General features: G+C 71.0%; 17 protein-coding genes. 9 read left to right on the top strand and 8 right to left on the bottom strand.

The window, feature by feature from the left end; all coding sequences use genetic code 11:
* Window positions 1-123: 123 nt before the first annotated feature.
* On the top strand, window positions 124-1,050 hold the full coding sequence (locus tag F7R91_RS13280) for a DUF3027 domain-containing protein (protein WP_150947913.1): 927 nt from the start codon (window positions 124-126) through the stop codon (window positions 1,048-1,050).
* Between the two features lie 141 nt (window positions 1,051-1,191).
* Window positions 1,192-4,338 (top strand): sacsin N-terminal ATP-binding-like domain-containing protein, encoded by a 3,147-nt coding sequence (locus tag F7R91_RS13275; protein WP_150947912.1) that lies wholly within the window; start codon window positions 1,192-1,194, stop codon window positions 4,336-4,338.
* A 102-nt stretch (window positions 4,339-4,440) separates the two neighbouring features.
* Here the strand turns inward: F7R91_RS13275 and F7R91_RS13270 are convergent, their stop codons facing one another.
* Both F7R91_RS13270 and F7R91_RS13265 read right to left on the bottom strand, forming a co-directional pair.
* Window positions 4,441-4,830, bottom strand: a complete 390-nt coding sequence (locus F7R91_RS13270) for a hypothetical protein (RefSeq protein WP_150947910.1) — start codon at window positions 4,828-4,830, stop codon at window positions 4,441-4,443.
* A gap of 7 nt (window positions 4,831-4,837) precedes the next feature.
* Entirely contained in the window at window positions 4,838-8,494 is a 3,657-nt protein-coding gene (locus F7R91_RS13265) for an ALF repeat-containing protein (RefSeq protein ID WP_225320627.1), read from the bottom strand.
* A 507-nt stretch (window positions 8,495-9,001) separates the two neighbouring features.
* Between F7R91_RS13265 and F7R91_RS42670 the strand changes: the two genes are divergently transcribed.
* Window positions 9,002-9,436 carry a hypothetical protein gene (locus F7R91_RS42670; RefSeq protein WP_225320626.1) on the top strand — a complete coding sequence of 145 codons (435 nt, stop codon included), beginning with the start codon at window positions 9,002-9,004 and terminating at the stop codon, window positions 9,434-9,436.
* 121 nt (window positions 9,437-9,557) lie between these two features.
* Complete coding sequence (locus F7R91_RS13255) at window positions 9,558-11,123, top strand: FG-GAP-like repeat-containing protein (protein ID WP_150947907.1); 1,566 nt, start codon at window positions 9,558-9,560, stop codon at window positions 11,121-11,123.
* 100 nt (window positions 11,124-11,223) lie between these two features.
* Here the strand turns inward: F7R91_RS13255 and F7R91_RS13250 are convergent, their stop codons facing one another.
* Both F7R91_RS13250 and F7R91_RS13245 read right to left on the bottom strand, forming a co-directional pair.
* Window positions 11,224-13,620 carry a cation-translocating P-type ATPase gene (locus F7R91_RS13250; protein WP_150947905.1) on the bottom strand — a complete coding sequence of 799 codons (2,397 nt, stop codon included), beginning with the start codon at window positions 13,618-13,620 and terminating at the stop codon, window positions 11,224-11,226.
* A gap of 113 nt (window positions 13,621-13,733) precedes the next feature.
* Window positions 13,734-14,018, bottom strand: a complete 285-nt coding sequence (locus F7R91_RS13245; RefSeq protein WP_150947903.1) for a DUF2530 domain-containing protein — start codon at window positions 14,016-14,018, stop codon at window positions 13,734-13,736.
* A gap of 151 nt (window positions 14,019-14,169) precedes the next feature.
* Here F7R91_RS13245 and F7R91_RS13240 point away from each other — a divergent pair, with 151 nt between their 5' ends.
* On the top strand, window positions 14,170-15,621 hold the full coding sequence (locus F7R91_RS13240) for an NCS2 family permease (protein WP_150947901.1): 1,452 nt from the start codon (window positions 14,170-14,172) through the stop codon (window positions 15,619-15,621).
* A 48-nt stretch (window positions 15,622-15,669) separates the two neighbouring features.
* On the opposite strand, the gene F7R91_RS13235 is transcribed toward F7R91_RS13240, so the two are convergent.
* Window positions 15,670-15,852, bottom strand: coding sequence for a ribbon-helix-helix protein, CopG family (locus F7R91_RS13235; protein WP_150947900.1), 183 nt, complete (start codon window positions 15,850-15,852; stop codon window positions 15,670-15,672).
* A gap of 152 nt (window positions 15,853-16,004) precedes the next feature.
* Between F7R91_RS13235 and F7R91_RS13230 the strand changes: the two genes are divergently transcribed.
* The gene (locus F7R91_RS13230; protein WP_150947898.1) at window positions 16,005-16,442 is read left to right on the top strand and encodes a MarR family winged helix-turn-helix transcriptional regulator; all 438 of its coding nucleotides are present in this window, start codon (window positions 16,005-16,007) and stop codon (window positions 16,440-16,442) included.
* Between the two features lie 27 nt (window positions 16,443-16,469).
* Entirely contained in the window at window positions 16,470-17,846 is a 1,377-nt protein-coding gene (locus F7R91_RS13225) for an MFS transporter (protein WP_150947896.1), read from the top strand.
* Window positions 17,847-17,858: 12 nt separating this feature from the next.
* Here F7R91_RS13225 and F7R91_RS13220 read toward each other — a convergent pair whose 3' ends face one another.
* Entirely contained in the window at window positions 17,859-18,446 is a 588-nt protein-coding gene (locus tag F7R91_RS13220; protein WP_150947894.1) for a Uma2 family endonuclease, read from the bottom strand.
* A 113-nt stretch (window positions 18,447-18,559) separates the two neighbouring features.
* Here F7R91_RS13220 and thpR point away from each other — a divergent pair, with 113 nt between their 5' ends.
* Entirely contained in the window at window positions 18,560-19,132 is a 573-nt protein-coding gene (gene thpR / locus F7R91_RS13215) for an RNA 2',3'-cyclic phosphodiesterase (RefSeq protein WP_150947892.1), read from the top strand.
* Window positions 19,133-19,364: 232 nt separating this feature from the next.
* On the opposite strand, the gene F7R91_RS13210 is transcribed toward thpR, so the two are convergent.
* On the bottom strand, window positions 19,365-20,360 hold the full coding sequence (locus tag F7R91_RS13210; RefSeq protein WP_150947890.1) for an aldo/keto reductase: 996 nt from the start codon (window positions 20,358-20,360) through the stop codon (window positions 19,365-19,367).
* Between the two features lie 57 nt (window positions 20,361-20,417).
* Window positions 20,418-21,095, bottom strand: coding sequence for an SGNH/GDSL hydrolase family protein (locus F7R91_RS13205; RefSeq protein ID WP_150947888.1), 678 nt, complete (start codon window positions 21,093-21,095; stop codon window positions 20,418-20,420).
* Window positions 21,096-21,184: 89 nt separating this feature from the next.
* Here F7R91_RS13205 and F7R91_RS13200 point away from each other — a divergent pair, with 89 nt between their 5' ends.
* Window positions 21,185-22,165, top strand: coding sequence for a WD40 repeat domain-containing protein (locus F7R91_RS13200; protein WP_150947886.1), 981 nt, complete (start codon window positions 21,185-21,187; stop codon window positions 22,163-22,165).
* The last annotated feature ends 21 nt before the right edge of the window (window positions 22,166-22,186 follow it).

Here is a 22,186-nt window from a genome sequence, read left to right as displayed (position 1 = left end):
TGGTACAGGTGCGCCCGAGAGCGATCGGGCGCGGACGTCGACGCGGTCCCCGGGTCCGCTCCGTCCGCCCCGCCGCCAAAGGCAGCCGCACCAGAGAGACGGCGTAGGAGAGAAGCGATACCTGTGAGCGCAGCGACCACGCGAAGCCGCACCCCCGACCGCCTGTGCGCCGAGGCAGTCGACCTCGCGCGGGCCGCAGCCGAGGAGGCCGCCGCGCCCGGCGTCGTCGGCGAGCACGCGGGACTGGAGTCCGAGGGCGACCGCGTCGTCACGCACTTCTTCGAGTGCAAGGAGCTCGGGTACCGCGGCTGGCGCTGGGCCGTCACGGTGGCCCGGGCCTCGCGCGCCAAGATCGTCACGCTGGACGAGGCCGTCCTGCTGCCCGGCCCGGACGCGCTGCTCGCCCCCGAGTGGGTGCCGTGGAGCGAGCGGCTGCGCCCCGGCGACATGGGCCCCGGCGACCTGCTGCCCACCGATGCCGAGGATCTGCGTCTGGAGCCCGGCTACACCGGTGAGGACGAGCCGCTGCCCGACTCCGCCGTCTCGGAGGAGATGGCCGAGCTGGTCGAGGCGGAGGACCTGGAGGTCACCGAGGCGCCTCCGGCCCGCCTTCCCGTCGCCCCCGTGCGCGGATCGATCGCCGCGCTCGCCGAGGAACTCGGCATGCGGCGCGCCCGCGTTCTGTCCCGCTACGGGCTGCATGTCTCCGCCGACCGCTGGGAGGACGCGTACGGCTCCAAGACCCCGATGGCCCAGGCGGCCCCGGCGTCCTGCGTGAGCTGCGGCTTCCTCGTCCCGATCGGCGGATCGCTGGGGCAGGCCTTCGGTGTCTGCGCCAACGAGTTCTCGCCGGCCGACGGGCGTGTGGTGTCCCTGGCGTACGGGTGCGGCGGGCACTCCGAGGCGGCGGTCATGCCCAAGCCGCCGCAGCCTGCTCCGCCGGTGATCGACGAGACGAAGGTGGACCCGTTCCCGCTGCGGCCGGCGGCGGACTCCGGGTCCGTGCCGGTCGTCTCCGACGAGGATGCGGCGGAGCTGGGGCACTCGTAGGTCTGCGGGTGCCTGGTGGTGCGCGGCCCTGGGGACCCCCGGACCCCGTCGGCCGGAAAGGCCTCGTCCTCAAACGCCGGACGGGCTGGTTGGCTTCCTCGCGGTACCTTCAGTCGCGTCACGCCGATGAGGAGAGTAAACGTGAGCAAGTTCGTGCGGCCCGCGGCCGAGGGGGCCGATCCGTTCGGGACGGACCGTCTGCGTCGCGGCGTGCTGGACGCCTGGGCCACCAGCCCGGCACGGTTCCGCGAGGACGCCAACGCCGAGGAGGATCTTGTCCTCGGCGGCTACCGGGACCGGCTGGTCGTCGAGCTCGCCCAGAACGCCGCGGACGCCGCAGCGCGGGCGGGCGTGCCCGGACGGCTCCGGCTCACCCTCCGCGACGGAGTCCTCGTCGCCGCCAACACCGGCGCGCCCCTCGACGCGGCCGGTGTGGAGTCGCTGTCCACCCTGCGTGCCTCAGCAAAGCGGAACTCCGCCGACAGCGCGGTCGGCCGCTTCGGCGTCGGTTTCGCCGCCGTCCTCGCCGTCACCGACGAGCCCGCGGTCGTGGGCCGCCACGGCGGTGTCCGCTGGTCCCTCGCCGAGGCCCGTGAACTGGCCGCCGACGCCGCCCGGCACAGCCCGGGGCTCGGCGACGAGATCCGCCGCCGCGACGGTCACGTCCCGCTGCTGAGGCTCCCCTTCGCCGCCGAGGGCACCGCCCCCGACCCGTACGACACGGCCGTCATCCTGCCGCTGCGCGACACGGCCGCCGCCGACCTCGCCGAGAGGCTCCTCGACGCCGTCGACGACGCCCTGCTGCTCGCCCTCCCCGGCCTCGAAGAGGTCGTGATCGAGACCGACGGCCTCCGTACCCTGCGCCGCCGCGCCGAGGGCGCCCACACGGTCGTGGAGGACTCACGGGACGGCACCACCCGCTGGCGTACCGCCGCCGCGCACGGCCCCCTCACCCCCGACCTCCTCGCCGACCGTCCCGTGGAGGAGCGGCTGCGCCCCCACTGGTCGGTCACCTGGGCCGTGCCCACCGCCGACGACGGCACCCCGGCCCGTCCCCGCACCAGCCCGTACGTCCACGCCCCCACCCCCAGCGACGAGCCCCTGGGCGTCCCCGCCCTGCTCATCGCGTCCTTCCCGCTGGACACCACCCGCCGGCACGCCGCTCCCGGCCCGCTGACCGACTTCCTCGTCCAGCGCGCGGCGGACGCGTACGCCGAACTCCTCGCCGACTGGCGGCCGGTGAGCGAGGGCATCATCGCTCTCGTGCCCGGCCCGCTGGGCAAGGGCGAACTGGACGGCGCGCTGCGGCAGGCGATCCTCGAACGGCTGCCCCGCACCTCCTTTCTCCCGCCCGCCCACCCGGCGTTTCTCCCGCCCGCCGTGCAGCCTGGCGGCCACGACACCGACGACCTGCCCGAATCCCTGCGCCCCCGCGACGCCGAGGTGGTGGAGGGCGCGGGCGCCGACACCGTGCGCGTGCTCGCCGAGGTGCTGCCCACCCTGCTGCCCGCCGGGCTCGAACGGCGCGTCGAGCTGCGCACACTGGGCGTGGCCCGGGTCCCGCTGACGGACGCGATCGACCGGCTCGCGGGACTGGAGAAGGACCCCGGCTGGTGGCGGAGGCTGTACGACAGCCTCGCCGGCGTCGACCCCGACCGGCTCTCCGGCCTGCCCGTGCCGCTCGCCGACGGGCGTACGACGATCGGGCCCCGTCAGATCCTCCTGCCCACCCCGGACGCCGCCGGCATCGACGCCGAGGTGCTTGCCCGGCTCGGCCTCAAGGTCGCCCACGAGGACGCCGCCCACCCGCTGCTGGAAAAGCTCGGCGCGCTGCCCGCGACTCCCCGGGCCGTGCTGACCACCCCCCAGGTGCGGGCCGCGGTCGCCGCCTCCCTCGACGACGGGGGCGGCGTGGCCTGGGAGGAGGACGCGCCCGACGCCGAGGAGCTGGCCGACACCGTCCTCGCCCTGGTCCGGGACGCGGGCCTGGAGCCCGGCGAGGAGCCCTGGCTCGGCGCGCTCGCCCTCCCCGACGAGGACGGGGAGCTGTCCCCCGCGGGCGAACTCGTCCTTCCCGGCAGCCCGTTCGCCGAGGTCATGCGGGAGGACGAGCTGGCCTTCGTGGACGCCGAGCTGGCCGGGAAATGGGGCGAACAGCCGCTGGCCGCCTGCGGGGTGCTCGCCGACTTCGCCCTCGTCCGCGCCACGGACGTCGTCCTCGACCCGGACGAACTGGAGCCGCGGGACGGTGACTTCGCCGAACCGGACGACGCGGGGCTGCTGGACGCGGTGGACGTCTGGTGCGAGGACGTCCTGGACCGCTTCCCGGACACCCCGGTACCGCCGGTCGCCACCGAACTGGTCGCCGTACGCGATCTGGACCTCGTGGACGACGAGAAGTGGCCGCAGGCGCTCGCCCTGCTGTCACGGCCCCCGTTGCGCGACGCGATCATCCAGCCCGTGCGGATGCTGCTGCCCGACGGTACGCACGAGGTCGTACGCCCGTACACGGCCTGGTGGCTGCGCGGCCACCCGGTCCTGGACGGCCGCCGCCCGGCGGGCCTGCTCGCGGCCGGCGGCGACCCGCTCCTGCGCGGCCTGTACGACGAGGCCGACGCGACCGGCTTCGACGACGAGCAGGTGCTGCGGGCGCTGGGGGTGAGGACGTCGGTGGCCGCGCTGCTCGACGAGCCGGGCGGCGCCGCCGAACTCCTGGACCGCCTGGCCGACCCGGACCGCGAGGTCACCGCCGCCCAGCTGCACGCCCTCTACGGCGCGCTGGCCGAACTCGACCCCGAGCAGGTGACCCTGCCGGACGAGCTGCGGGTCGTCGTCGACGGCCGGGTGGAGGTCGTGGACGCGGCCGACGCGGTGGTCGTCGACTCGCCGGACCTGCTGCCGTTCACGGAGGGCGTCCCGCTCCTTCCCGTACGACCCTCACGGGCCTCGGAGCTGGCCGAACTGTTCCAGGTACGGCGCCTGAGCGAGTCCGTCACGGGGGAGGTCGACTCCGAGGGCACCGAGCACGACGTACCGGAGTCGGTGCACGTCCTGCTCGGTCCGCGCACCCCGGACACCTACGTCGAACACGAGGAACTCGTCGTCGACGGCGTGGAGATCGACTGGCGCCTGACCGGCGACGGCGCCCTGCACGCCGCCACCCTGGAAGGCGTGGCCGCGGGCCTCGCCTGGGCGGCGGGCCAGTGGCCCCGCCGCTTCGAGGTGGCGGCCCTCCTGGAGGACCCGTCACGGACGGGGGAGCTGGCGCGGGACCGCTGGTTCGACTGAGCCCACCGAAACGAACGGCCGCCCAAGAAACGAACGGCCGCCCCACCGGAGGATTTCCGGTGGGGCGGCCTTCTTCACGGTCGGACCTCCGACCGCTTCCGCCTATCCCTGGATATGCGCGTACATGGCCTCGTACTGCGTGTACATGCGGCCCAGCTGGCGCGGATCGCTCCGTACGTCCAGGAATTCGAGGACGAGCGAGAACAGGTGCTCCACGGCCTCGTGGTGCTGGTCCGGGGTCAGGTGGTCCGGGTTCTTCCAGCCCTGGAGCCTCATGTCGGGGAACACATCCAGGAGGACGAGCTGATGCCAGTAGAGGCTGTTGAGCTCGCCCCTGCGCACCACCAGCCACTCCCTGAAGCCGCGGAACAGCCCGCCCGACCTGCCGATGTCGATCCCCGTGAGGAAGATGGCGGTCGGGTAGTAGGTGCCGTTCAGGCCGAATCCTTCCGGGTGGTCGCGGATCGCCTCGATGAACTCCTTGTCGTTCACTTGTCTCCTAGAAACCGAAGTCGATCTTGTCCGGCCGTGTCCATTGTGCTTTGTACTCTGCAATGGTCTCGCCGCCCCGCCCGGTCCAGGCGTCGTAGACCCGGCCGTTGTAGACCACCACCACGTGGTGATACCAGCCCGCGTCCTTGCCCCGGTACTTGGGAAGGATCAACTCCTCCGTCGGTTTGATGGTGACGAGCTTGCCGCCCCCGAGACTCCTCTTGATCTTCTGGGCGCAGGCCTCACAGCCGAAGGAGTCGGGGATCTCCGAGACATCCCGGGGCAGCCCCGGGACCTTGTGCTCCCCGCACGGCACTCCCCCCGCCGCCGCGGCGGCAGCGGTGCTGAAGCCGGCCCTCGTTCCCTTCCGCAGGGGCGCCTTCCGCAGGGGCGCCTTGTCGACGATCTTGCAGCCGCGCTTCAGCAGCTTCAGTTCGTCGTACAGACGGTCCAGCACCTTCAGCTTGCCGCTGAGGAGGGCGTCCACCGCGAGGCCCTTGCAGGAGTCGAAGTCCTTGTTCTGGAGGCAATCGTCGAGCTGGCTGATGCCCAGGAGCTCCTTCTCGGCGTTCCAGAGCTCCTCCATCGCGTCGCCGAACTCCTTGCCGTGCGCCAGGATGTCGCAGTAGACCTCCTGGTGCTGGCACCAGCGGGCGAAACCCTGCGGGTCGCACGGGATGAACGCCTGCCCGCAGCGGTAGATCTCGGCGGCGCTCGGCCCGTTCTCGGCCTTCTCGGCCTTCTCCTTGGCCTCGACGGCGGCCTTGCGCCGCGCCTCCTCCTCCTCGCGGTACTTCTTGACCGCGACGGTGAAGGCATCCGTGGCCGCCTTGAGCGCGGCGTCCGCGTCCTTGCCCGCCGCGACCGCCGACTTGCGTGCCTCGTCGGCGTAGTACGCCGCGGTCGAAGCGGAGGCCTGGGCGGACTCGGACGAGAGCGTGGCGTCGGCCGCCGACTTCGCGGCCCTCGACGCGTCGGCGTCCGCGCGGTTGGCGGCGTCCCGAGCCGTCCTGGCGGACGCGGCGGCCTGCGCCGCGGACGCCTCGGCGTCCTTGGCGTACTTGTCGGCCTGATCGGCGTACCCCTTGGCCTTGGTCGCGGAGTCGTTGGCCTTCTTGGCCCATTCCTTGGCCTGGTCGGCCGCCTTGCGTGCGGTGGCGGCGACCTTCTGGGCGGTCGCGGCGTTCTGCTGCGCGGTGGCCGCGACCTTCGCCGCGTCCGAGATCAGCTTCTGGACCTGGGCCACATGCGTGGCGGCCAGATAGTCCTTGCGCTGGGCCTTGTACTGGCCGGAGACGATGAACGCGTGCAGCACCTGGGGCGAGCCCTCCAGCGCGATCCGCGCCGCCGACCTCACCTCGGGACTGCCGCTGTCGATCAGCTGCGCGGCCCGGACCCGCTCGTCCTGGGTCCGTGCGGTGTGCTGTGTCGTGACCAGGAACTCGCTGTACTTCTTCGGGTCCCCGGTGGCGAGGGCCGTGCGGCCGGTCTCGGTGAGGATGGGACCGGCGTTCGAGAGGACCTGGGCGACGGCGACGCGCATGCCTTCGGCGCCGGCCTGGTACTGCCCGTTGTCGATGAACTCGGTGACGGCGGCGGCATCGCCGTCGAGGGCGGCCTCGGCAGCCTCGCGCACGCCCTTGTCCGCGCTCTCCTCGGCGAGGCGCTCGACGTAGGAGCGGTCGTCCTGCTGCTCGGCGGTCTTCCAGCCGTTGCGCAGATAGTCGACGACGACCTCGTCGGGGCCGCCCAGGGCGGCCTCTGCCGTGGCGCGGCCCCAGGCCGTGCCGTTCTTCATCACGAGGACGGCCAGGTCGCGGCCCTGGTCGGCGACGGCCGCGAGGTCGGCGCCGGGCTTGTCGGCCGCGGCCACCAGCCGGTCCCGTTCGCTGTCCCGGTCCTTGGCGGCCTTCACCCGCTCCGACTGGGCGGCGGTGCGGGCGTCGTACCCGGCCTTGTCGTCCTTGGCCCGTTCGATGCCCGCGTTGGTGCGGCCGAGCAGTTCCTCGGCCTCTACCTCGCGGGCGAGCTTGAACACGTTCTGGGCCTTGGTCACGGCGGTGGTGGCAGCGTTCGCGGCCGTGGTGGCGGCGTTGGCGTGCTCCGTGGACCTGGCTGCCGCCTTCGCCGCGTCAACGCCGTGTTCGGCCGCGTCCCTGGCCGCCTTGGCCGCGTTGGTGGCGTGCGTGGACGCCGACTTCGCGGCGTCGCGGGCTTCACGGGCCGCGGTGGCCGCCTTGCGGGCCAGGGCCTCGGCGGCGGCAGCGGCACGGTTGGCCTCGGCCGCGTGGCGCCTGGCCGCTGCGGCCGCGGCGCGCGCCTCGGCTGCGGCCGCGCTCGACTGGCCCGCATAGTTGCCGGCCTCGACCGCGGCGTTGGCGGCGGCGTTGGCATTGGCGCCGGCGCTGGCCGCGGAACTGGCGGCGTCGCCCGCCGCGTCGGCTGCCTTGGCCGCCTCGTCGGCGGCGTCGGCGGCGAGGTCGGCGCCCTTGGCGGCCTTCTCGGCGTCCTCGGCCGCCTTGCGCGCGGCATTCGCGTTCCTGGCGTCCACGGCGGCGTCGGCGGCGGCGCTGCGGGCCCGGGAGGCGGCCTGCGAGGCACCGGCCGCGGCGGCGGCCGCCTGCGCGGCCGCATTGGCGGCCACCCGTGCCGAGTTGTTCGCGGCGCTGGCCGCGTCGATCGCCCGCTGCGCGGAGGCGGCGGCCTGGGACGCCGCGGTGGCGGCCCGTTTGGCGGCACGGGCGGCCCTGCCGGTGTCGTTCTTGGCGGCCTTCGCCTCCGCCTCGGCCTCCAGCGCGGCCTCCTTCGCGAGCTGCGAGGCCTTCACCGCCTTGGCGGACTCGGTCCTGGCCGCCGCGGTCTCCTTGGCGGCCTGCCTGCCCGCCTCCTTCGCCTGCTGGGCGAGTTCGGCGACGGTCGCGTGCTCCTGGTCCTTGGCCCGGGCGACGAACTGGCCGACCTCCAGGAACTCCCGGATGTCGGCGGCGCTGCCGGCCAGCGCGATGCGCCCGGCCGCGCGCACATTGGTGCCGCCCACGCTGACGATCTGGACGAGCTGGACCCGCTCGTCCTGCTCACGCTGGAGGTACTGGCCCTCGGTGAGGAACGTCCTGACGTCGTCGGGCGAGCCCTTCAGCGCGGCCCGTCCGGCGTCCTGCACATTGGGGCCGCCGGTGTCGATGATCTGGGCGACCCGGACCCGGTTGTCCTGTTGCATCGGGGCTTCCCAGCCCCAGCTCAGGAATGTCTCCAGCTCCTCGCGGGTTCCCCCGAGCGCCGCACGGGCCGCGGTCAGCAGCTCCGGACCGCCCACCGAGGCGAGTTGGGCCGTGCTGACCCGCTCGTCCTGGAAGGCCAGGTCGTCCACGCTCGAGAGGAATGCCCGTACGTCGGCGTCGCTCCCGGTGAGCGCCGCCTCGGCGGCCGCCTTGACGCCCGGGCCGCCCGCCTTCCAGTAGTCGACGACCAGGCCGCGGTCGGCGGCGCCGGCCGCGGCGCCGGCCGCGGCGGTGATCCGGACGCTGTCCTGGGGAGCCGCGGCAGCGGCGGGCGGCGAGCCCAGGAGGCCGACGGCGAGGGCGAGGGGAAGCAGAGTCAGTGCGGTTCTGCGTACGACGCGTGTCGCTTTCCCGGTGGTATCGAGCTGGTCAGTTCTTCGATTCACTGAACACCCGTCCAAGTAATCGGCGACGACCCCCGAAAAGCGAGTCGCCGAATGGTCGACGGGTAAGCATAGTCCTGGCTTCACGACGTGAGACGCCCAATATCCGGGAGGTTCGCAGATCGGGCGAAACGGGATTTTTTGGCGTGGGTCACGGGCTTCGGTGAGGCGGCCGGCAAATGCATGTTGACGTTGGCTATCGCTATGTCTAAGCTATGCCTTGACTTTGCTTTGGTGGCGTCGGCCTGACCAGCCGAAGGCTTCACCGGGCCTTAATCTTCAGGGGGTTGAACGGGGGTCCGACGCGCCTGCGCGCGCTCGGCTGATCAGGGCATATCTGGCGACCGTCGACGGTCGCGGCCCATGTATTTCTCTTTTCCAATAGCATCCTGGCGGGGGCCTCGCCATGCGAGGAGCCGCGCCGGAAGGGACTCTTCGGTGCCTTTCCGCGCCCGAAATATCATTGTCTCCGGAATCGTGGTCGCGTGCGCCACGCTAACCGGAATTTCCGTGGCCTCCGCCGACGATCCACCGCAATCTCCGGGGGGCTCGACCCCGCCTGCCGCGGTAGAGGATTACAGTTATCCCGGCGCCGACCGAATACTGACCGAAAAAGGCATCAAGCTGAAGAAGGGCGACGGCCGCATTCTGCTGGCCGACTGCGATCGGGCCGCTCAGCAGATCCGGGTGCTGACGGTGGAGGACACCTCCGCCAACCGTGCGGGCACCTACTGCTTCCGGGCCATCGGCAAGAGCGGCCGCCTCACTCTGGAACTCCCGAGGGTCTTCGCCGTGGAGGCCGCGGATCACCCGGTACGCGCCGATCTCACGGCCAACGGCCAGACCACCTCGGTCAACGTTCCCCAGGGCGGATGGGAGTCCGTCGGCGAAGGGATTCCCGGCGGAGCCCGGTCGGTGCTCGTCGAACTCCGGGTGACCGGGTGATCCGCCGGACGCCCCCGGCGCGTGCGTCGCACCACGAGGGCTCCGACAGGCACGTCCGCAGCTTCTTCCGCACGGCCATCGCCGCACGCGGAGACAGACACTCCGATGCGAGGAAATCGTGATGAACGCCCGTCCGCGCGGGATGCGCATGGTGTGGCTCACCGGAGTCGTGGCGGCCGGCCTCACCACCGGCCTGCTGGCCGCGGCCCCGGCCCAGTCCGTTGTCGGCGACCAAGTTGCCGACAACGCCGACCAGTTCGCGGTGAAGCTCCACATCGCGGGCGGCACCGACAACGAACGCAGCTGCTCCGGTACCCTGGTCGACGGCCAGTGGGTGCTCACCGCCGCGAGCTGCTTCGCCGCCGACCCCCAGCACGCGACCACCCTCACCAAGGGCGCTCCTCCCTTCCTCACCCTGGTGACCATCGACGGCAACAAGCCCACGGCCGCGGCCGAGGTCAGACAGCGGGTCATGGAGATCGTCCCGTACCCGGGGCGGGACCTGGTCATGGCGCGCCTCGACAATCTGGCCACCACCGACAACCCGCTGGACGGACCGTTCCCCGACGCCTCCACCGCCCATGTCTCCGGTGCCGCTCCGGTCCAGGGCGACCGGCTCCGGGCGATCGGCTATGGCCGCACCAAGCTCGAGTGGACACCCGAGCGCGCTCACACCGGCTCCTTCGGCGTGGACCTCGTGAATCCCACGAGCCTTGCGATGTCGCCCGCCGCGACCGGTGGCGCCCTGTGCAAGGGAGACGCCGGCGGTCCGGTGCTCGACGCCGACGGCGGGGTCGTCGGCGTCGTCAGCGCCGCCTGGGACGGCGGGTGCTTCAACTCGGAGGAGACCCGCACCGGAGCCGTCGCCACCCGCGTCGACGACATCGCCGGCTGGGTGCAGCAGGTCCGGCTGTCGAGCCGTCAGAAGTACATCACCGACGTCATGACCGCCGGTGACTTCAACGACGACGGCCGTACGGACATCGCCACACGCCTCGTGAACGACACGGTCCAGGCCTTCTACGGCCGTCCCGACGGCACGCTGGAGTACGGCGCGTTCCTGCCCATCGTCGGACGCGGCGCCCAGAAGGACCTCGTCGCCGGGGACTTCGACACGGCGCGCGGGCTCGAAATGATCTCGGTCGCGGGCGACGGCAGCCTCACCCTGCTGAAGCGGCGTGTGGGGCCCTTTGTCTGGGACCGGACCGCACTGTGGACGGACGCCACCTGGAAGAACGGCCTGCCCGTCGCCGCCCTGCGCACCGGCACCGCAGGCCGCGACACCCTGCTCTTCCAGTGGCCCGACGGCTCCCTCTACACCTACAAGCGGGACGCCAACGGCAAACTGGTGAACCAGAAGAAGGCGATGTGGCCGGACAAGACATGGAAGAAGAAGCACATCGCCACGGCCGACTTCACCGGTGACGGGCGCGACGACATCGCCGCCGTCGCAGCCGACGGGGCCCTGCACCTCTACTCGGGCAAGGCCGACGGCACCTTCGACAAGGCCCGCTCCATGTGGCCGGACAAGAGCTGGGGCACCATGCGCTCCGTGATGGGCGGTGACTTCAACGGCGACGGCAAGGCCGACGTCGCCGCAGTGTGGGCCAACGGCGACCTGCGCCTGTACGCAGGCGACGGCAAGGGCGCACTGGCGGCCGGCAAGAGCATGTGGCCGACGGTCTAGTCCGCTCAGGCCTCGAGGGGCGCGGGGAACTGCGCGACCAGCCACAGCGGTCGCGCAGGGAACCGACGACATCAGCCCCCGGCCGGTGAGCAGCCGAGCGCTATGCGGCACCGCGGCGGTCGACCCACTTCCACACCACCTCCAGGCCGACCGCCGCCACCACCGAGATCCCGACCGCGATCCACGGCATCGTCATCCCCACCAGCTTCAGCGCGAAGAAGTGCTGCAGCGACGGCACCACCAGCACCAGCAGAAACGCCCCGCCCATCGACGCCACCAGGGCGATCCGCCACCAGGTGTAGGGGCGGGCGATGATCGCCAGCACCCACATCGAGATCAGGAACAGCGTCAGCGTGGCGACGCTGGTCTCCGCGTCCAGCGCACCGCTGCCGGTGTAGTAGTGACGGGCGATCAGGTAGGTGACGAAGGTCGCCACTCCGGCCACCACTCCACCCGGCACCGAGTAGCGCATGACCCGTCGTACGAAGTTGGGTTTCGCCCGCTCCTTGTTGGGGGCGAGGGCGAGGAAGAACGCGGGGACGCCGATGGTGAGGGTGGACAGCAGGGTCAGATGGCGCGGCAGGAACGGGTACTCGACCTGCCAGGACACCACGAGGATCGCCAGCAGTACCGAGTACACGGTCTTCACCAGGAACAGCGTGGCCACCCGGGTGATGTTGCCGATGACCCGCCGGCCCTCCGCGACCACCGAGGGAAGCGTCGCGAAGCTGTTGTTGAGCAGCACGATCTGCGCGACGGCCCGGGTCGCCTCGGAGCCCGACCCCATGGACACCCCGATGTCGGCGTCCTTGAGCGCCAGTACGTCGTTCACGCCGTCGCCGGTCATCGCGACCGTGTGGCCGCGTGACTGAAGCGCGCCCACCATGTCCCGCTTCTGCTGCGGGGTGACCCGCCCGAACACCGTGCCCTTGTCCAGGGCCTTGCCCATGTCGTCCTGTTCGCCGGGCAGCCGGCGCGCGTCGACGGTGCTGCCGGTCAGCCCGAGCTTCGAGGCCACCGCGCCCACGGAGACCGCGTTGTCCCCGGAGATCACCTTGGCGTGGACGTTCTGTTCGGCGAAGTAGCGCAGGGTGTCGGCCGCGTCGGGGCGCAGCCGCTGCTCCAGTACGACGAGAGCGGTGGGCCGGGCGTCCTTGCCGACCTCGGGATCGTCGAGGTCGCGTGCGGCGCGGGAGAGCAGCAGCACCCTGAGGCCCTGTTCGTTGAGCCGCTCGGTCTCGGCGAGGGCGGGGTCGTCCGTGTCCAGCAGCACGTCCGGCGCCCCGAGCAGCCAGGTGCTGGCCTCGCCGTTGCCCTCGCTGAAGGCGGCGCCGCTGTACTTGCGGGCGGAGGAGAAGGGGAGGGACTCGGTGCAGCGCCAGTCGTCGGCGTCCGGGTAGGCGGCGATGATGGCCTGGAGGGAGGCGTTCGGCCGCGGATCGGACTCACCGAGGGCGCCGAGGACCTTCCGTACGTAGGTCTCGTCGCTGCCGCCGAGGGACCGCAGTTCGGTGACGTCCATGCCGCCCTCGGTGAGGGTGCCCGTCTTGTCGAGGCAGACCGTGTCGACGCGGGCGAGGCCCTCGATGGCGGGCAGTTCCTGGACGAGGCACTGTTTCCGGCCGAGCCGGATGACGCCGATGGCGAAGGCGACGGAGGTGAGCAGCACCAGCCCCTCGGGGACCATGGGCACGATGCCTCCGACGGTGCGGGCGACGGAGTCCTTGAGGTCGTTGTTCTTGACGAAGAGCTGGCTGATGATCAGGCCGATCGCGGTCGGGACCATCATCCACGTCACGTACTTGAGGATCGTGGAGATGCCGGAGCGCAGCTCGGAGTGGACGAGGGTGAAGCGGGAGGCCTCCTCGGCGAGCTGGGCGGCGTAGGCCTCGCGTCCGACCTTGGTCGCCTGGAAGGCACCTGAGCCCGCCACGACGAAACTCCCGGACATGACCTGGTCGCCGGGCTTCTTGACGACCGGGTCGGCCTCGCCGGTGAGCAGTGACTCGTCGATCTCCAGCCCGTCCGCCTCCATGCACACGCCGTCGACGACGGCCTTGTCCCCGGGCCCGATCTCGATCAGGTCGTCCAGCACGATCTCGGAGGTGGCGACCGCGGAGGCGACCCCGTCCCGCCGTACCGTGGGCCGGGCCTCGCCTATCACGGCCAGCGAGTCGAGGGTCTTCTTCGCCCGCCACTCCTGCACGATGCCGATACCGGTGTTGGCGATGATCACGAAGCCGAAGAGGCTGTCCTGGATCGGCGCGACGACCAGCATGATCAGCCAGAGCACACCGATGATCGCGTTGAAGCGGGTGAAGACGTTCGCGCGGACGATCTCGCCCATGGAGCGGCTGCTGCGCACCGGCACATCGTTGACGCGGCCCCGCGCGACCCGTTCCGCGACCTCGGTGGCGGTCAGCCCGGTGGAGGCGACCGCCCGGACCGGGGCAGGGTGCACAGGATCGAGTTCGGCGCCCGCGTCGATGTGCGTCATGCATTCGACGGTACGTGCGGATGTGCGGCTTCACCCGCCGAGTGGGCAGAAGATCCGACCAGGGGATGAGGGGGAACGGGCCTGTGTGGTGCCGCGGTTGTACGGCGTGACGGTCAGTCGGCGGCAGGGGCCTTGGCGCCCTCGGCCTGCCTCTCGGCCGCCGCCCTCTTGATCGCCGCGTCGCGCTTGCGGACGTACCAGATGCCGATCAGTCCGAGGCCTCCGCCCGCCAGACAGGTCCACAGCCACCAGGTGTGGCCGTGGTCGTCGAACCAGCCGTAGAAGGGGAGCTGTACCAGGAAGAGGACGAACCAGACGATCGTGCCGCCGGTGATGGTGGCGACAACGGGGCCCTCAAGGGGCTCCGGCGCCTCGTGCTTGGGGGTCCACTTCGCCATGGGAACAGCTTACGAGGCGATCAGATCTACGCGCGGAGATGGCTTTCCCGGGGTCATCTCTTCATACTGAAACGGTTTGTTTTCGACCGCTTCTGTTCGCATGAAACACCGACGGCGCCTGGGGAAAGTGCGCTGGTGATGAGGTTCCTGCATGTCCACCTCGGCCCCCGCCAAGGTCCCCGCGCCCGAACAGCCGGGTGAGGCGTCGGCGTACGGCACCCTCGACCGCTACTTCAAGATCTCCGAGCGTGGCAGCACACTGCCCCGGGAGATCCGTGGCGGATTCGCCACCTTCTTCGCGATGGCCTACATCATCGTGCTGAACCCGATCATTCTCGGCAGTGCGAAGGACATCTACGGACACCAGCTCGACAACGGGCAGCTGGTCACCGCCACAGCTGTGACAGCGGCGTTCACCACACTGCTCATGGGTGTCATCGGCAATGTGCCGATCGCGCTGGCCGCCGGCCTCGGTGTGAACTCGGTCGTCGCGCTCCAGCTGGCCCCGCGGATGTCCTGGCCCGACGCCATGGGCATGGTGGTCCTGGCCGGCTTCGTCGTGATGCTGCTCGTCGCCACCGGCCTGCGCGAGCGGGTCATGAACGCCGTGCCCTTCGGACTGCGCAAGGCGATCTCCATCGGCATCGGCCTGTTCATCATGCTGATCGGCCTGGTCGACGCCGGTTTCGTCTCCCGTATCCCGGATGCCGCCCACACCACCGTCCCGCTCCAGCTCGGCGGTGACGGTCACCTCAGCGGCTGGCCGGTGCTCGTCTTCGTCCTGGGCGCGCTGCTCACCCTCGCGCTCATCGTGCGCAAGGTGCCCGGCGCGATCCTCATCTCCATCGTCACGATGACCGTCCTCGCGGTGGTCATCGACGCGGTCGCGAAGGTGCCGAGCTGGGGCCTCACCGCCCCCCAGTGGCCCGGCAACCCCGTCGCCACCCCCGACTTCGGCCTCGTCGGCCAGGTCAGCCTGCTCGGCGGCTTCGGCAAGGTCGGCCTGCTGACCGGTGTCCTCTTCGTCTTCACCGTCCTGCTGTCGTGCTTCTTCGACGCGATGGGCACGATCATGGGCGTCAGCGACGAGGCCGGGCTCACCGACGCACAGGGCCAGATGCCCGGCGTCAACAAGGTGCTGTTCGTCGACGGTCTCGCCGTCGCCGCGGGCGGCGCGAGCTCCTCCTCGGCCACCACGGCCTTCGTGGAGTCCACGGCCGGCGTCGGCGAGGGCGCCCGCACCGGCTTCGCCAACCTCGTCACCGGCGGTCTGTTCGCCGTCGCCCTCTTCCTGACGCCGGTCGCCACGATGGTCCCGTCCCAGGCGGCGACCCCGGCCCTGCTCGCGGTCGGCTTCCTGATCCTGGCCGGCTCGGTCAAGGAGATCGACTGGGCCGACCACACGATCGCGATGCCGGCCTTCGTCACGATGGTGATGATGCCGTTCACCTACTCGATCACCAACGGCATCGGCATGGGCTTCATCACCTTCGTGGTGCTGCGCCTGGCGGCCGGGCGCGCCAAGGAGATCCCGGTCGCGATGTACGTCGTCTCGGCGGTGTTCGCCTTCTACTACCTGATGCCGGCGCTGGGCCTGACCTGAGCGACGGCCGGATCGCGCCGCGGGACCCCGCGGGATCGCCCGAGCCGCTCAGGTGACCCCGTAGAACTTCTCCGTCTCCTCGACGGCGGCCTGGAACCGCTCGTCGAAGTCATCGCGAATGAGCGTCCGGACGACATAGTCCTGGACGCTCATTCCCCTCTTCTCCGCACGGTGCCGGAGCCGTTCGAGCAGCTCCCCGTCCATCCGCAGGCTGAGCACGCTGGTCCCCATGAACACGAGGGTCGCCGGACCGCTGCCCGTCACGCGTCACTTTCCGCAGCCGACTCACTCGTACGGGTGATGATCCGTTGCAGTGGCGGGCGTCACGGGAATCCTGGCGTGGCCCAGCTTGTTTAGGGAGGGTAATGAGTTACGCTAAAGAGATGCCGGACCTCACCCATGGCGACGACGCTGCCGCCGTGAACTCCCTCCGCTCCGCCGTGATGCGGCTCTCCCGTCGGCTCAAGCACCAGCGGGTCGACGAGTCGCTGAGCCCCACCGAGATGTCGGTACTGGGCACGCTGTCCCTGTGCGGCCAGGCCACCCCGGGCGAACTCGCCCGCAAGGAGCACGTCCAGCCGCCGTCGATGACCCGGATCGTGGCGCTGCTCGAAGCCAAGGGCCTGGTCCGCCTGGAGCCGCATCCCGAGGACCGGCGCCAGAAGGTCGTCACCAAGACGGAGCAGGCCGAGGCGATGCTCGAGGAGAGCCGCCGCAAGCGCAACGCCTTCCTGGCCACGCTGGTCGACGGCCTCGACGAGGACGAGTGGGCGAAACTCCGCGCCGCCGCCCCCGTACTGGAGAAGCTCGCACATTTGTAAGCAACAACAAGTAGGGAGGCGAACCCTTTGAGTACGGGAACCGGAGCAGATTCCGCACCCGCACCGACCGCCCACGACTCCCAGCCCACCACTCGACCGGCCGGAACCGCCGGTACCGGCCGCAACTCCTCGATGTTCAGCTCACTGAAGATCCGGAACTACCGCCTCTTCTTCATGGGCCAGGTCGTCTCGAACATCGGCACCTGGATGCAGCGCATCGCCCAGGACTGGCTGGTCCTCAGCCTCACCGGCTCCTCCACCGCCGTCGGCGTCACCACGGCCCTGCAGTTTCTCCCGATGCTGCTCTTCGGTCTGTACGGCGGCGTCCTGGTCGACCGGCTGCGCAAGCGCCCCGTACTGCTCGTCACCCAGGCGGCGATGGCCCTCACCGCGCTCGCGCTCGCCGTCCTCACCCTCTCCGGCAGCGTCCAGATCTGGCACGTGTACGTCGCCGCCCTCGCGGTCGGCCTCGCCACCGTCGTCGACAACCCGGCCCGCCAGACCTTCGTCTCCGAGCTCGTCGGCCCGGGCCAGCTGCAGAACGCGGTCAGCCTGAACTCCGCGAACTTCCAGTCGGCCCGCCTGGTCGGCCCCGCCGTGGCCGGCCTGATGATCACCGGCGTCGGCACGGGCTGGGCGTTCCTCTTCAACGGCCTGTCCTTCGTCGCCCCCATCGCCGGTCTGCTGCTGATGCGCGCGCGTGACCTGCACGTCGTCGAGCGCGCCCCGCGCGGCAAGGGACAGCTGCGGGAGGGCCTGCACTACGTCGCCGGCCGCCCCGAGCTCCTGTGGACCGTCGTCCTGGTCGGGTTCATCGGCACCTTCGGCTTCAACTTCCCCGTCTACCTCTCCGCCTTCGCCGACGACGTCTTCCACGCGGGCGCCGGCTCCTACAGCCTCTTCAACACCCTGATGGCGATCGGCTCCCTGGCGGGCGCCCTGCTGGCGGCCCGCCGCGGCACTTCCCGGATGCGGGTGCTGATCGGGGCGGCGGTGGCCTTCGGCGCGATGGAACTGGTGGCCGCGACCGCGCCCAGCCTCTGGCTGTTCGCCCTGATCATGGTCCCGATCGGCATGTTCGGCATGACGGTCAACGTCACCGCGAACACCGGCATCCAGATGACCACCGACCCGGCCATGCGCGGCCGTGTCATGGCCCTCTACATGATGGTCTTCCTCGGCGGCTCGCCGGTGGGCGCGCCGATCGCCGGCTGGATCACGGACGCGTACGGCGTCCGGGCGGGCCTCGCAGCCGGCGGCGCGGTGGCGGCGGCCGCGGCGGTCACGATCGGCCTGATCCTGGCCCGCGTCGGCAACCTGCGGCTGTCGGTGGTCTGGAACCACGGGCACCCGCGGGTGCGATTCGTTCGGCGGGAGAAGGAGGAGCTGGCGGCGGTGGCATAGCAGGCGGGCCGGTCAGCCTCGGGGGAACTCGTGGGTCTTGAGGGTCAGGCCGAGCACCGTGTCGGTGAGATCCACGGCTTCCCCGAAGGAGATCTTCGTCTCGATCGCGTAGGCGCCGTCTCTGGGGTGGACGTGGAGACGGCACTCGCCCTGATAGGGGTCGACGATGAGGTACACGGGGACCTCGGCCAGCGCGTACGCGGTCCTTTTGGGGCCGTAGTCGTTGGCGGCCGTGCCCCGGGAGATGACCTCGGCGACGAACTCGACGTCCTCATGGCGCCAACGACCCTCGTCGTCCTTCGCGGCGGAGGCGCTGAGCATGGCCACGTCCGGGCAGAAGCCGTTCTCGTGGCCGGGGAAGTCGATGCGTACGTCCGAGAGGACCTTGACGTCCATGCCGAACCTGTCCTCGACGACCCGTACGATCCGGCGAATGATCTCCCAGTGGGTGTCCCGTTGCGGCGTCATGTAGATGTTGCCCCCGACGATCTCGACCCTGAATCCTTCGGGGACGGGCATCCGTTCAAGCCGCTCGAACCACTCGTCCAAGCGCTTGGTGTTGGCGTCGGCCATGGCGATCCTGTCGTCTACGACGGTCATCGTGGCGCTCCTCCCCGGCCGCCCTGTCGACGAGTGCAGCCGCGCAGTACAACGATACGCACGGTGACCAGGACACGCCCGGACGCGAGGGGCACGGCGGGCAGACTGGCCCCATGAGACTCTTCGCCGCCGTGCTGCCCCCCGAAGCCGTGAACAGGGAACTCGACGCCGAAGTGGCCGCGTTGAAGAGGCTGCCCGGGGCGGACGGGCTGCGCTGGACCGACCGCCCCGGCTGGCACTTCACGCTCGCGTTCTACGGCGAGGTCGACGACGGCCTCGTACCGGACCTGTCGGAGCGGCTGGAACGCGCGGCCCACCGGACGGAGCCCTTCCGGCTGGCGCTGCGGGATGGCGGACAGTTCGGGCGGGGCCGTGCGCTGTGGGTCGGCGCGGACGGCGACGTACCGGCGATGCGTCTGCTGGCCGGCCGCGCGGAGGCGGCAGGGCGCAAGGCGGGTGTGTCCATGGGGGACCACCGCCGGTACAAGGCGCATCTGACGGTGGCCCGCAGCAGGGACGCGGTCGACGTACGGGCGTACGTCGACGCGCTTCACGCGTTCACCAGCCGGGCGTGGACGGTGTCGGAGCTGGTGCTGATGCGCAGCAGTCTGCCGAGGTCCGGGGTGGCGGGGGAGCAGCCCCATTACGAGGCGGTCGCCCGCCGGGCCCTCGGGACGGGCGGTTAGTCTCGGGTACGTGGACCCGAAAACCCGGAACCGGATCATGGCCGGTGCGCTTGTTCTTCTGTTCGTCGTTGTTGCGCTGGCCGCTGCGCTCGGTAGGTAGCGCTGCGCGGAGAGCGGCGGGGGACTGCGCGGTTTCGCCGGGTGCGGGCCGTATGTGGCTTGTCGTGCCCACGCGGCGGAGCCGCATATCGACAGGGCCCCGCGCCCCTCAGGGGCGCTTGCCCTCACGGTGTTACCAGGCGAAGGCCTCCGGGGACGGGCCCGGGCCCGGGAAGATCTCGTCCAGGGCTGCCAGCAGTTCCTCGTTCAGGTCCAGGTCGACCGCCCGGATCGCCGACTCCAGCTGGTCCGCGGTGCGGGGGCCGATGATCGGGCCCGTCACTCCGGGGCGGGTGAGCAGCCAGGCCAGCGCTGCCTCGCCGGGCTCCAGGCCGTGCTTGTCCAGCAGGTCCTCGTACGCCTGGATCCGGGCGCGTGCGGTGGGGTCGGCCAGGGTGTCCGCGGCCCGGCCGGAGGCGCGGCGGCCGCCCTCGGCCTCCTTCTTGATCACCCCGCCGAGCAGTCCGCCGTGCAGCGGTGACCAGGGGATGACGCCGAGGCCGTACTCCTGAGCGGCCGGGATGACCTCCATCTCGGCGCGGCGCTCGGCCAGGTTGTAGAGGCACTGCTCGCTGACGAGTCCGATGGTGCCGCCTCGCCTGGCGGCGACCTCGTTGGCCTGGGCGATCTTGTAGCCGGGGAAGTTGCTGGACCCCACGTAGAGGATCTTCCCCTGCTGCACGAGCACGTCGATCGCCTGCCAGATCTCCTCGAAGGGAGTGGCGCGGTCGATGTGATGGAACTGGTAGACGTCGATGCGGTCCGTCCGCAGCCGCTGCAGCGAGGCGTCGACGGCCCGCCGGATGTTGAGCGCGGAGAGCTTGTCGTGGTTCGGCCAGGCGGGGGCGCCGTCCCCGGCCATGTTGCCGTAGACCTTGGTGGCGAGCACCACCTTGTCGCGCCGCTCGCCCCCCTTGGCGAACCAGTTGCCGATGATGCTCTCGGTACGGCCCTTGTTCTCTCCCCAGCCGTACACGTTGGCGGTGTCGACGTAGTTGATGCCCGCGTCCAGCGCCGCGTCCATGATCGAGTGGCTGTCGGCCTCGTCGGTCTGCGGGCCGAAGTTCATGGTGCCGAGGACGAGTCGGCTGACCTTGAGTCCGGTGCGTCCGAGCTGCGTGTACTCCATGGTCCTCAAGCCAACGGCTTGAAGTGCGCTCTATGCAAGCGGCTTTACGGAACCGGATCAGACCGCGGCGTACGGCTCGCCCAGGTCCCATGCCTGGTGCATCGCGTCCGCGAAAGCCGCCGCGATCTTGTGTTCGCCGCGCGCGTTGGGATGCGTTCCGTCGTAGGTGTCCCGGTGGATGTCGTACGACTCCGGCGGCGACGCCAGCAGCAGGGGCGACCGGCGTTCGTCCAGGTCCGCCGCCGTCTTGGCGAGCAGTTCGTTGAAGCGGGCGACCTGCGCGGCGAAGGCGGTGTCCGACTCGGCGCGTACGTTCGGGATCACCGGCAGCAGCACCAAGCGCATGCGCGGGTTGGCCGCCCGCGCCTGTGCGACGAAGCTCCGTGCGTTGTCGGCCGTCTGCTCGGCGTTCGTGTAGAAGCCCAGGTCGATCAGGCCGAGGGAGACCAGGAGGATGTCGGCCCGGTGCGCCCGGACCGCCTCGCCGATCAGCGGGGCCATGTGCAGCCAGCCCTCGCCCCACCCCGCGAGGTGGGCGCGCGGGAAGCCGGGGTCGGCGTACTCGTACGAGGTGGGGGTGTCCGTCGCCTTGTCGTACAGCGTCTCGCGCGGGCCGACGAGGGCGAACGGGCCGCCGTACGTCTCGCGCAGGTGCTGCCACATTCGGTAACGCCATGTGTGTTCGCCCGCGCTTCCGATCGTCATGGAGTCGCCGACGGGCATGAACCTGAGCATCCGCTCATGATGGACGATCAGCGCGGGGGGCGGGGTGTGAGGCCTGCCACGCCCGCTGAACGCACGGCGGGGATGGCAGGCTTGGGGGCATGCGTCGCTCTTTTGCGTTCCTTGTCGCGGGCCTCCTCGCCGGTGTGCTCGCCCTGCCGGCCGCCGCCACCGCCGCCGCGGACGGAGACGAGGGGTTCACCATCTCCGACCCCCGTATCACCGAGTCCAGCGGGCTGGCCGCCTCGCGTCTCCACCCGGGCATCTACTGGACGCACAACGACAGCGACGACGGCCCGTACCTCTACGCCGTCGACAGCGCCACCGGCGAGACGGTCGCCCGGATCACCCTCACCGGCGTGGGCACCCCGCGCGACGTCGAGGCGATCTCCATCGGGCCGGACAACCAGATCTATGTCGGTGACATCGGCGACAATCTCGGCGGCAGCTGGGCCTACGTGTGGGTCTACCGGCTGACGGAGCCCAAGGAGCTCAAGGACCAATCGATCCGGGCCACGCAGTACGTGGTGAAGTACTCCGACGGGGCCCGGGACGCCGAGTCGCTGGTCGTGCACCCCAGGACCGGGCGCGTCTACATCATCGACAAGAACGAGGACGGCGGGCATCTCTACGAGGGGCCCGCGACCCTCTCCCCCTCCGGCACGAACGTCTTCAAGCCGGTCGCCCCCGTCGACCTGTGGGCCACGGACGCCGCGTTCTCCCCGGACGGCAAGCAGTTGGCCGTACGGGGCTACTTCGGCGGCATCTGGTACGACTGGAACGGCGGCAAGATCAAGCGGAAGGGCCGGCTCAGCGTGCCCCTGGGGCAGGGGGAGTCCGTCAGCTACTCCGCCGACGGCACGAAGCTGATGCTCGGCAGCGAGGGCGCGGACAGCGCGGTGGAGGCGGAGGACGCGCCCGGCGACAGCGGCGCCGGCGGATCCAAGTCGCCCTCGGGGAACGGGAGTTCCGCGGACTCGGCGAGCGACGGCGGCAGCGACGGCTACAAGGTCGGTGCTCTCGCCGTGGCGGTTGCCTTCGCGGCCGTGTTCGGCCTGCGGCGGCTGTTCCGCCGCTCCTGACGTGCGGACGAAGAAGGGGCG

The sequence above is a fragment of the Streptomyces luteolifulvus genome (assembly GCF_008806595.1).
Classification (GTDB): domain Bacteria; phylum Actinomycetota; class Actinomycetes; order Streptomycetales; family Streptomycetaceae; genus Streptomyces; species Streptomyces luteolifulvus.
This window is presented reverse-complemented; position numbering and strand designations above follow the sequence as displayed.

Bases quoted from the DNA above. Each gene is read 5' to 3' on its own strand.
- F7R91_RS13255 (WP_150947907.1), top strand. From the start codon at position 9,558: ATGAACGCCCGTCCGCGCGGGATGCGCATGGTGTGGCTCACCGGAGTC.
- F7R91_RS13250 (WP_150947905.1), bottom strand. From the start codon at position 13,620: ATGACGCACATCGACGCGGGCGCCGAACTCGATCCTGTGCACCCTGCC.
- F7R91_RS13245 (WP_150947903.1), bottom strand. From the start codon at position 14,018: ATGGCGAAGTGGACCCCCAAGCACGAGGCGCCGGAGCCCCTTGAGGGC.
- F7R91_RS13240 (WP_150947901.1), top strand. From the start codon at position 14,170: ATGTCCACCTCGGCCCCCGCCAAGGTCCCCGCGCCCGAACAGCCGGGT.
- F7R91_RS13235 (WP_150947900.1), bottom strand. From the start codon at position 15,852: ATGGGGACCAGCGTGCTCAGCCTGCGGATGGACGGGGAGCTGCTCGAA.
- F7R91_RS13230 (WP_150947898.1), top strand. From the start codon at position 16,005: ATGCCGGACCTCACCCATGGCGACGACGCTGCCGCCGTGAACTCCCTC.
- F7R91_RS13220 (WP_150947894.1), bottom strand. From the start codon at position 18,446: ATGACCGTCGTAGACGACAGGATCGCCATGGCCGACGCCAACACCAAG.
- thpR (WP_150947892.1), top strand. From the start codon at position 18,560: ATGAGACTCTTCGCCGCCGTGCTGCCCCCCGAAGCCGTGAACAGGGAA.
- F7R91_RS13210 (WP_150947890.1), bottom strand. From the start codon at position 20,360: ATGGAGTACACGCAGCTCGGACGCACCGGACTCAAGGTCAGCCGACTC.
- F7R91_RS13205 (WP_150947888.1), bottom strand. From the start codon at position 21,095: ATGCTCAGGTTCATGCCCGTCGGCGACTCCATGACGATCGGAAGCGCG.
- F7R91_RS13200 (WP_150947886.1), top strand. From the start codon at position 21,185: ATGCGTCGCTCTTTTGCGTTCCTTGTCGCGGGCCTCCTCGCCGGTGTG.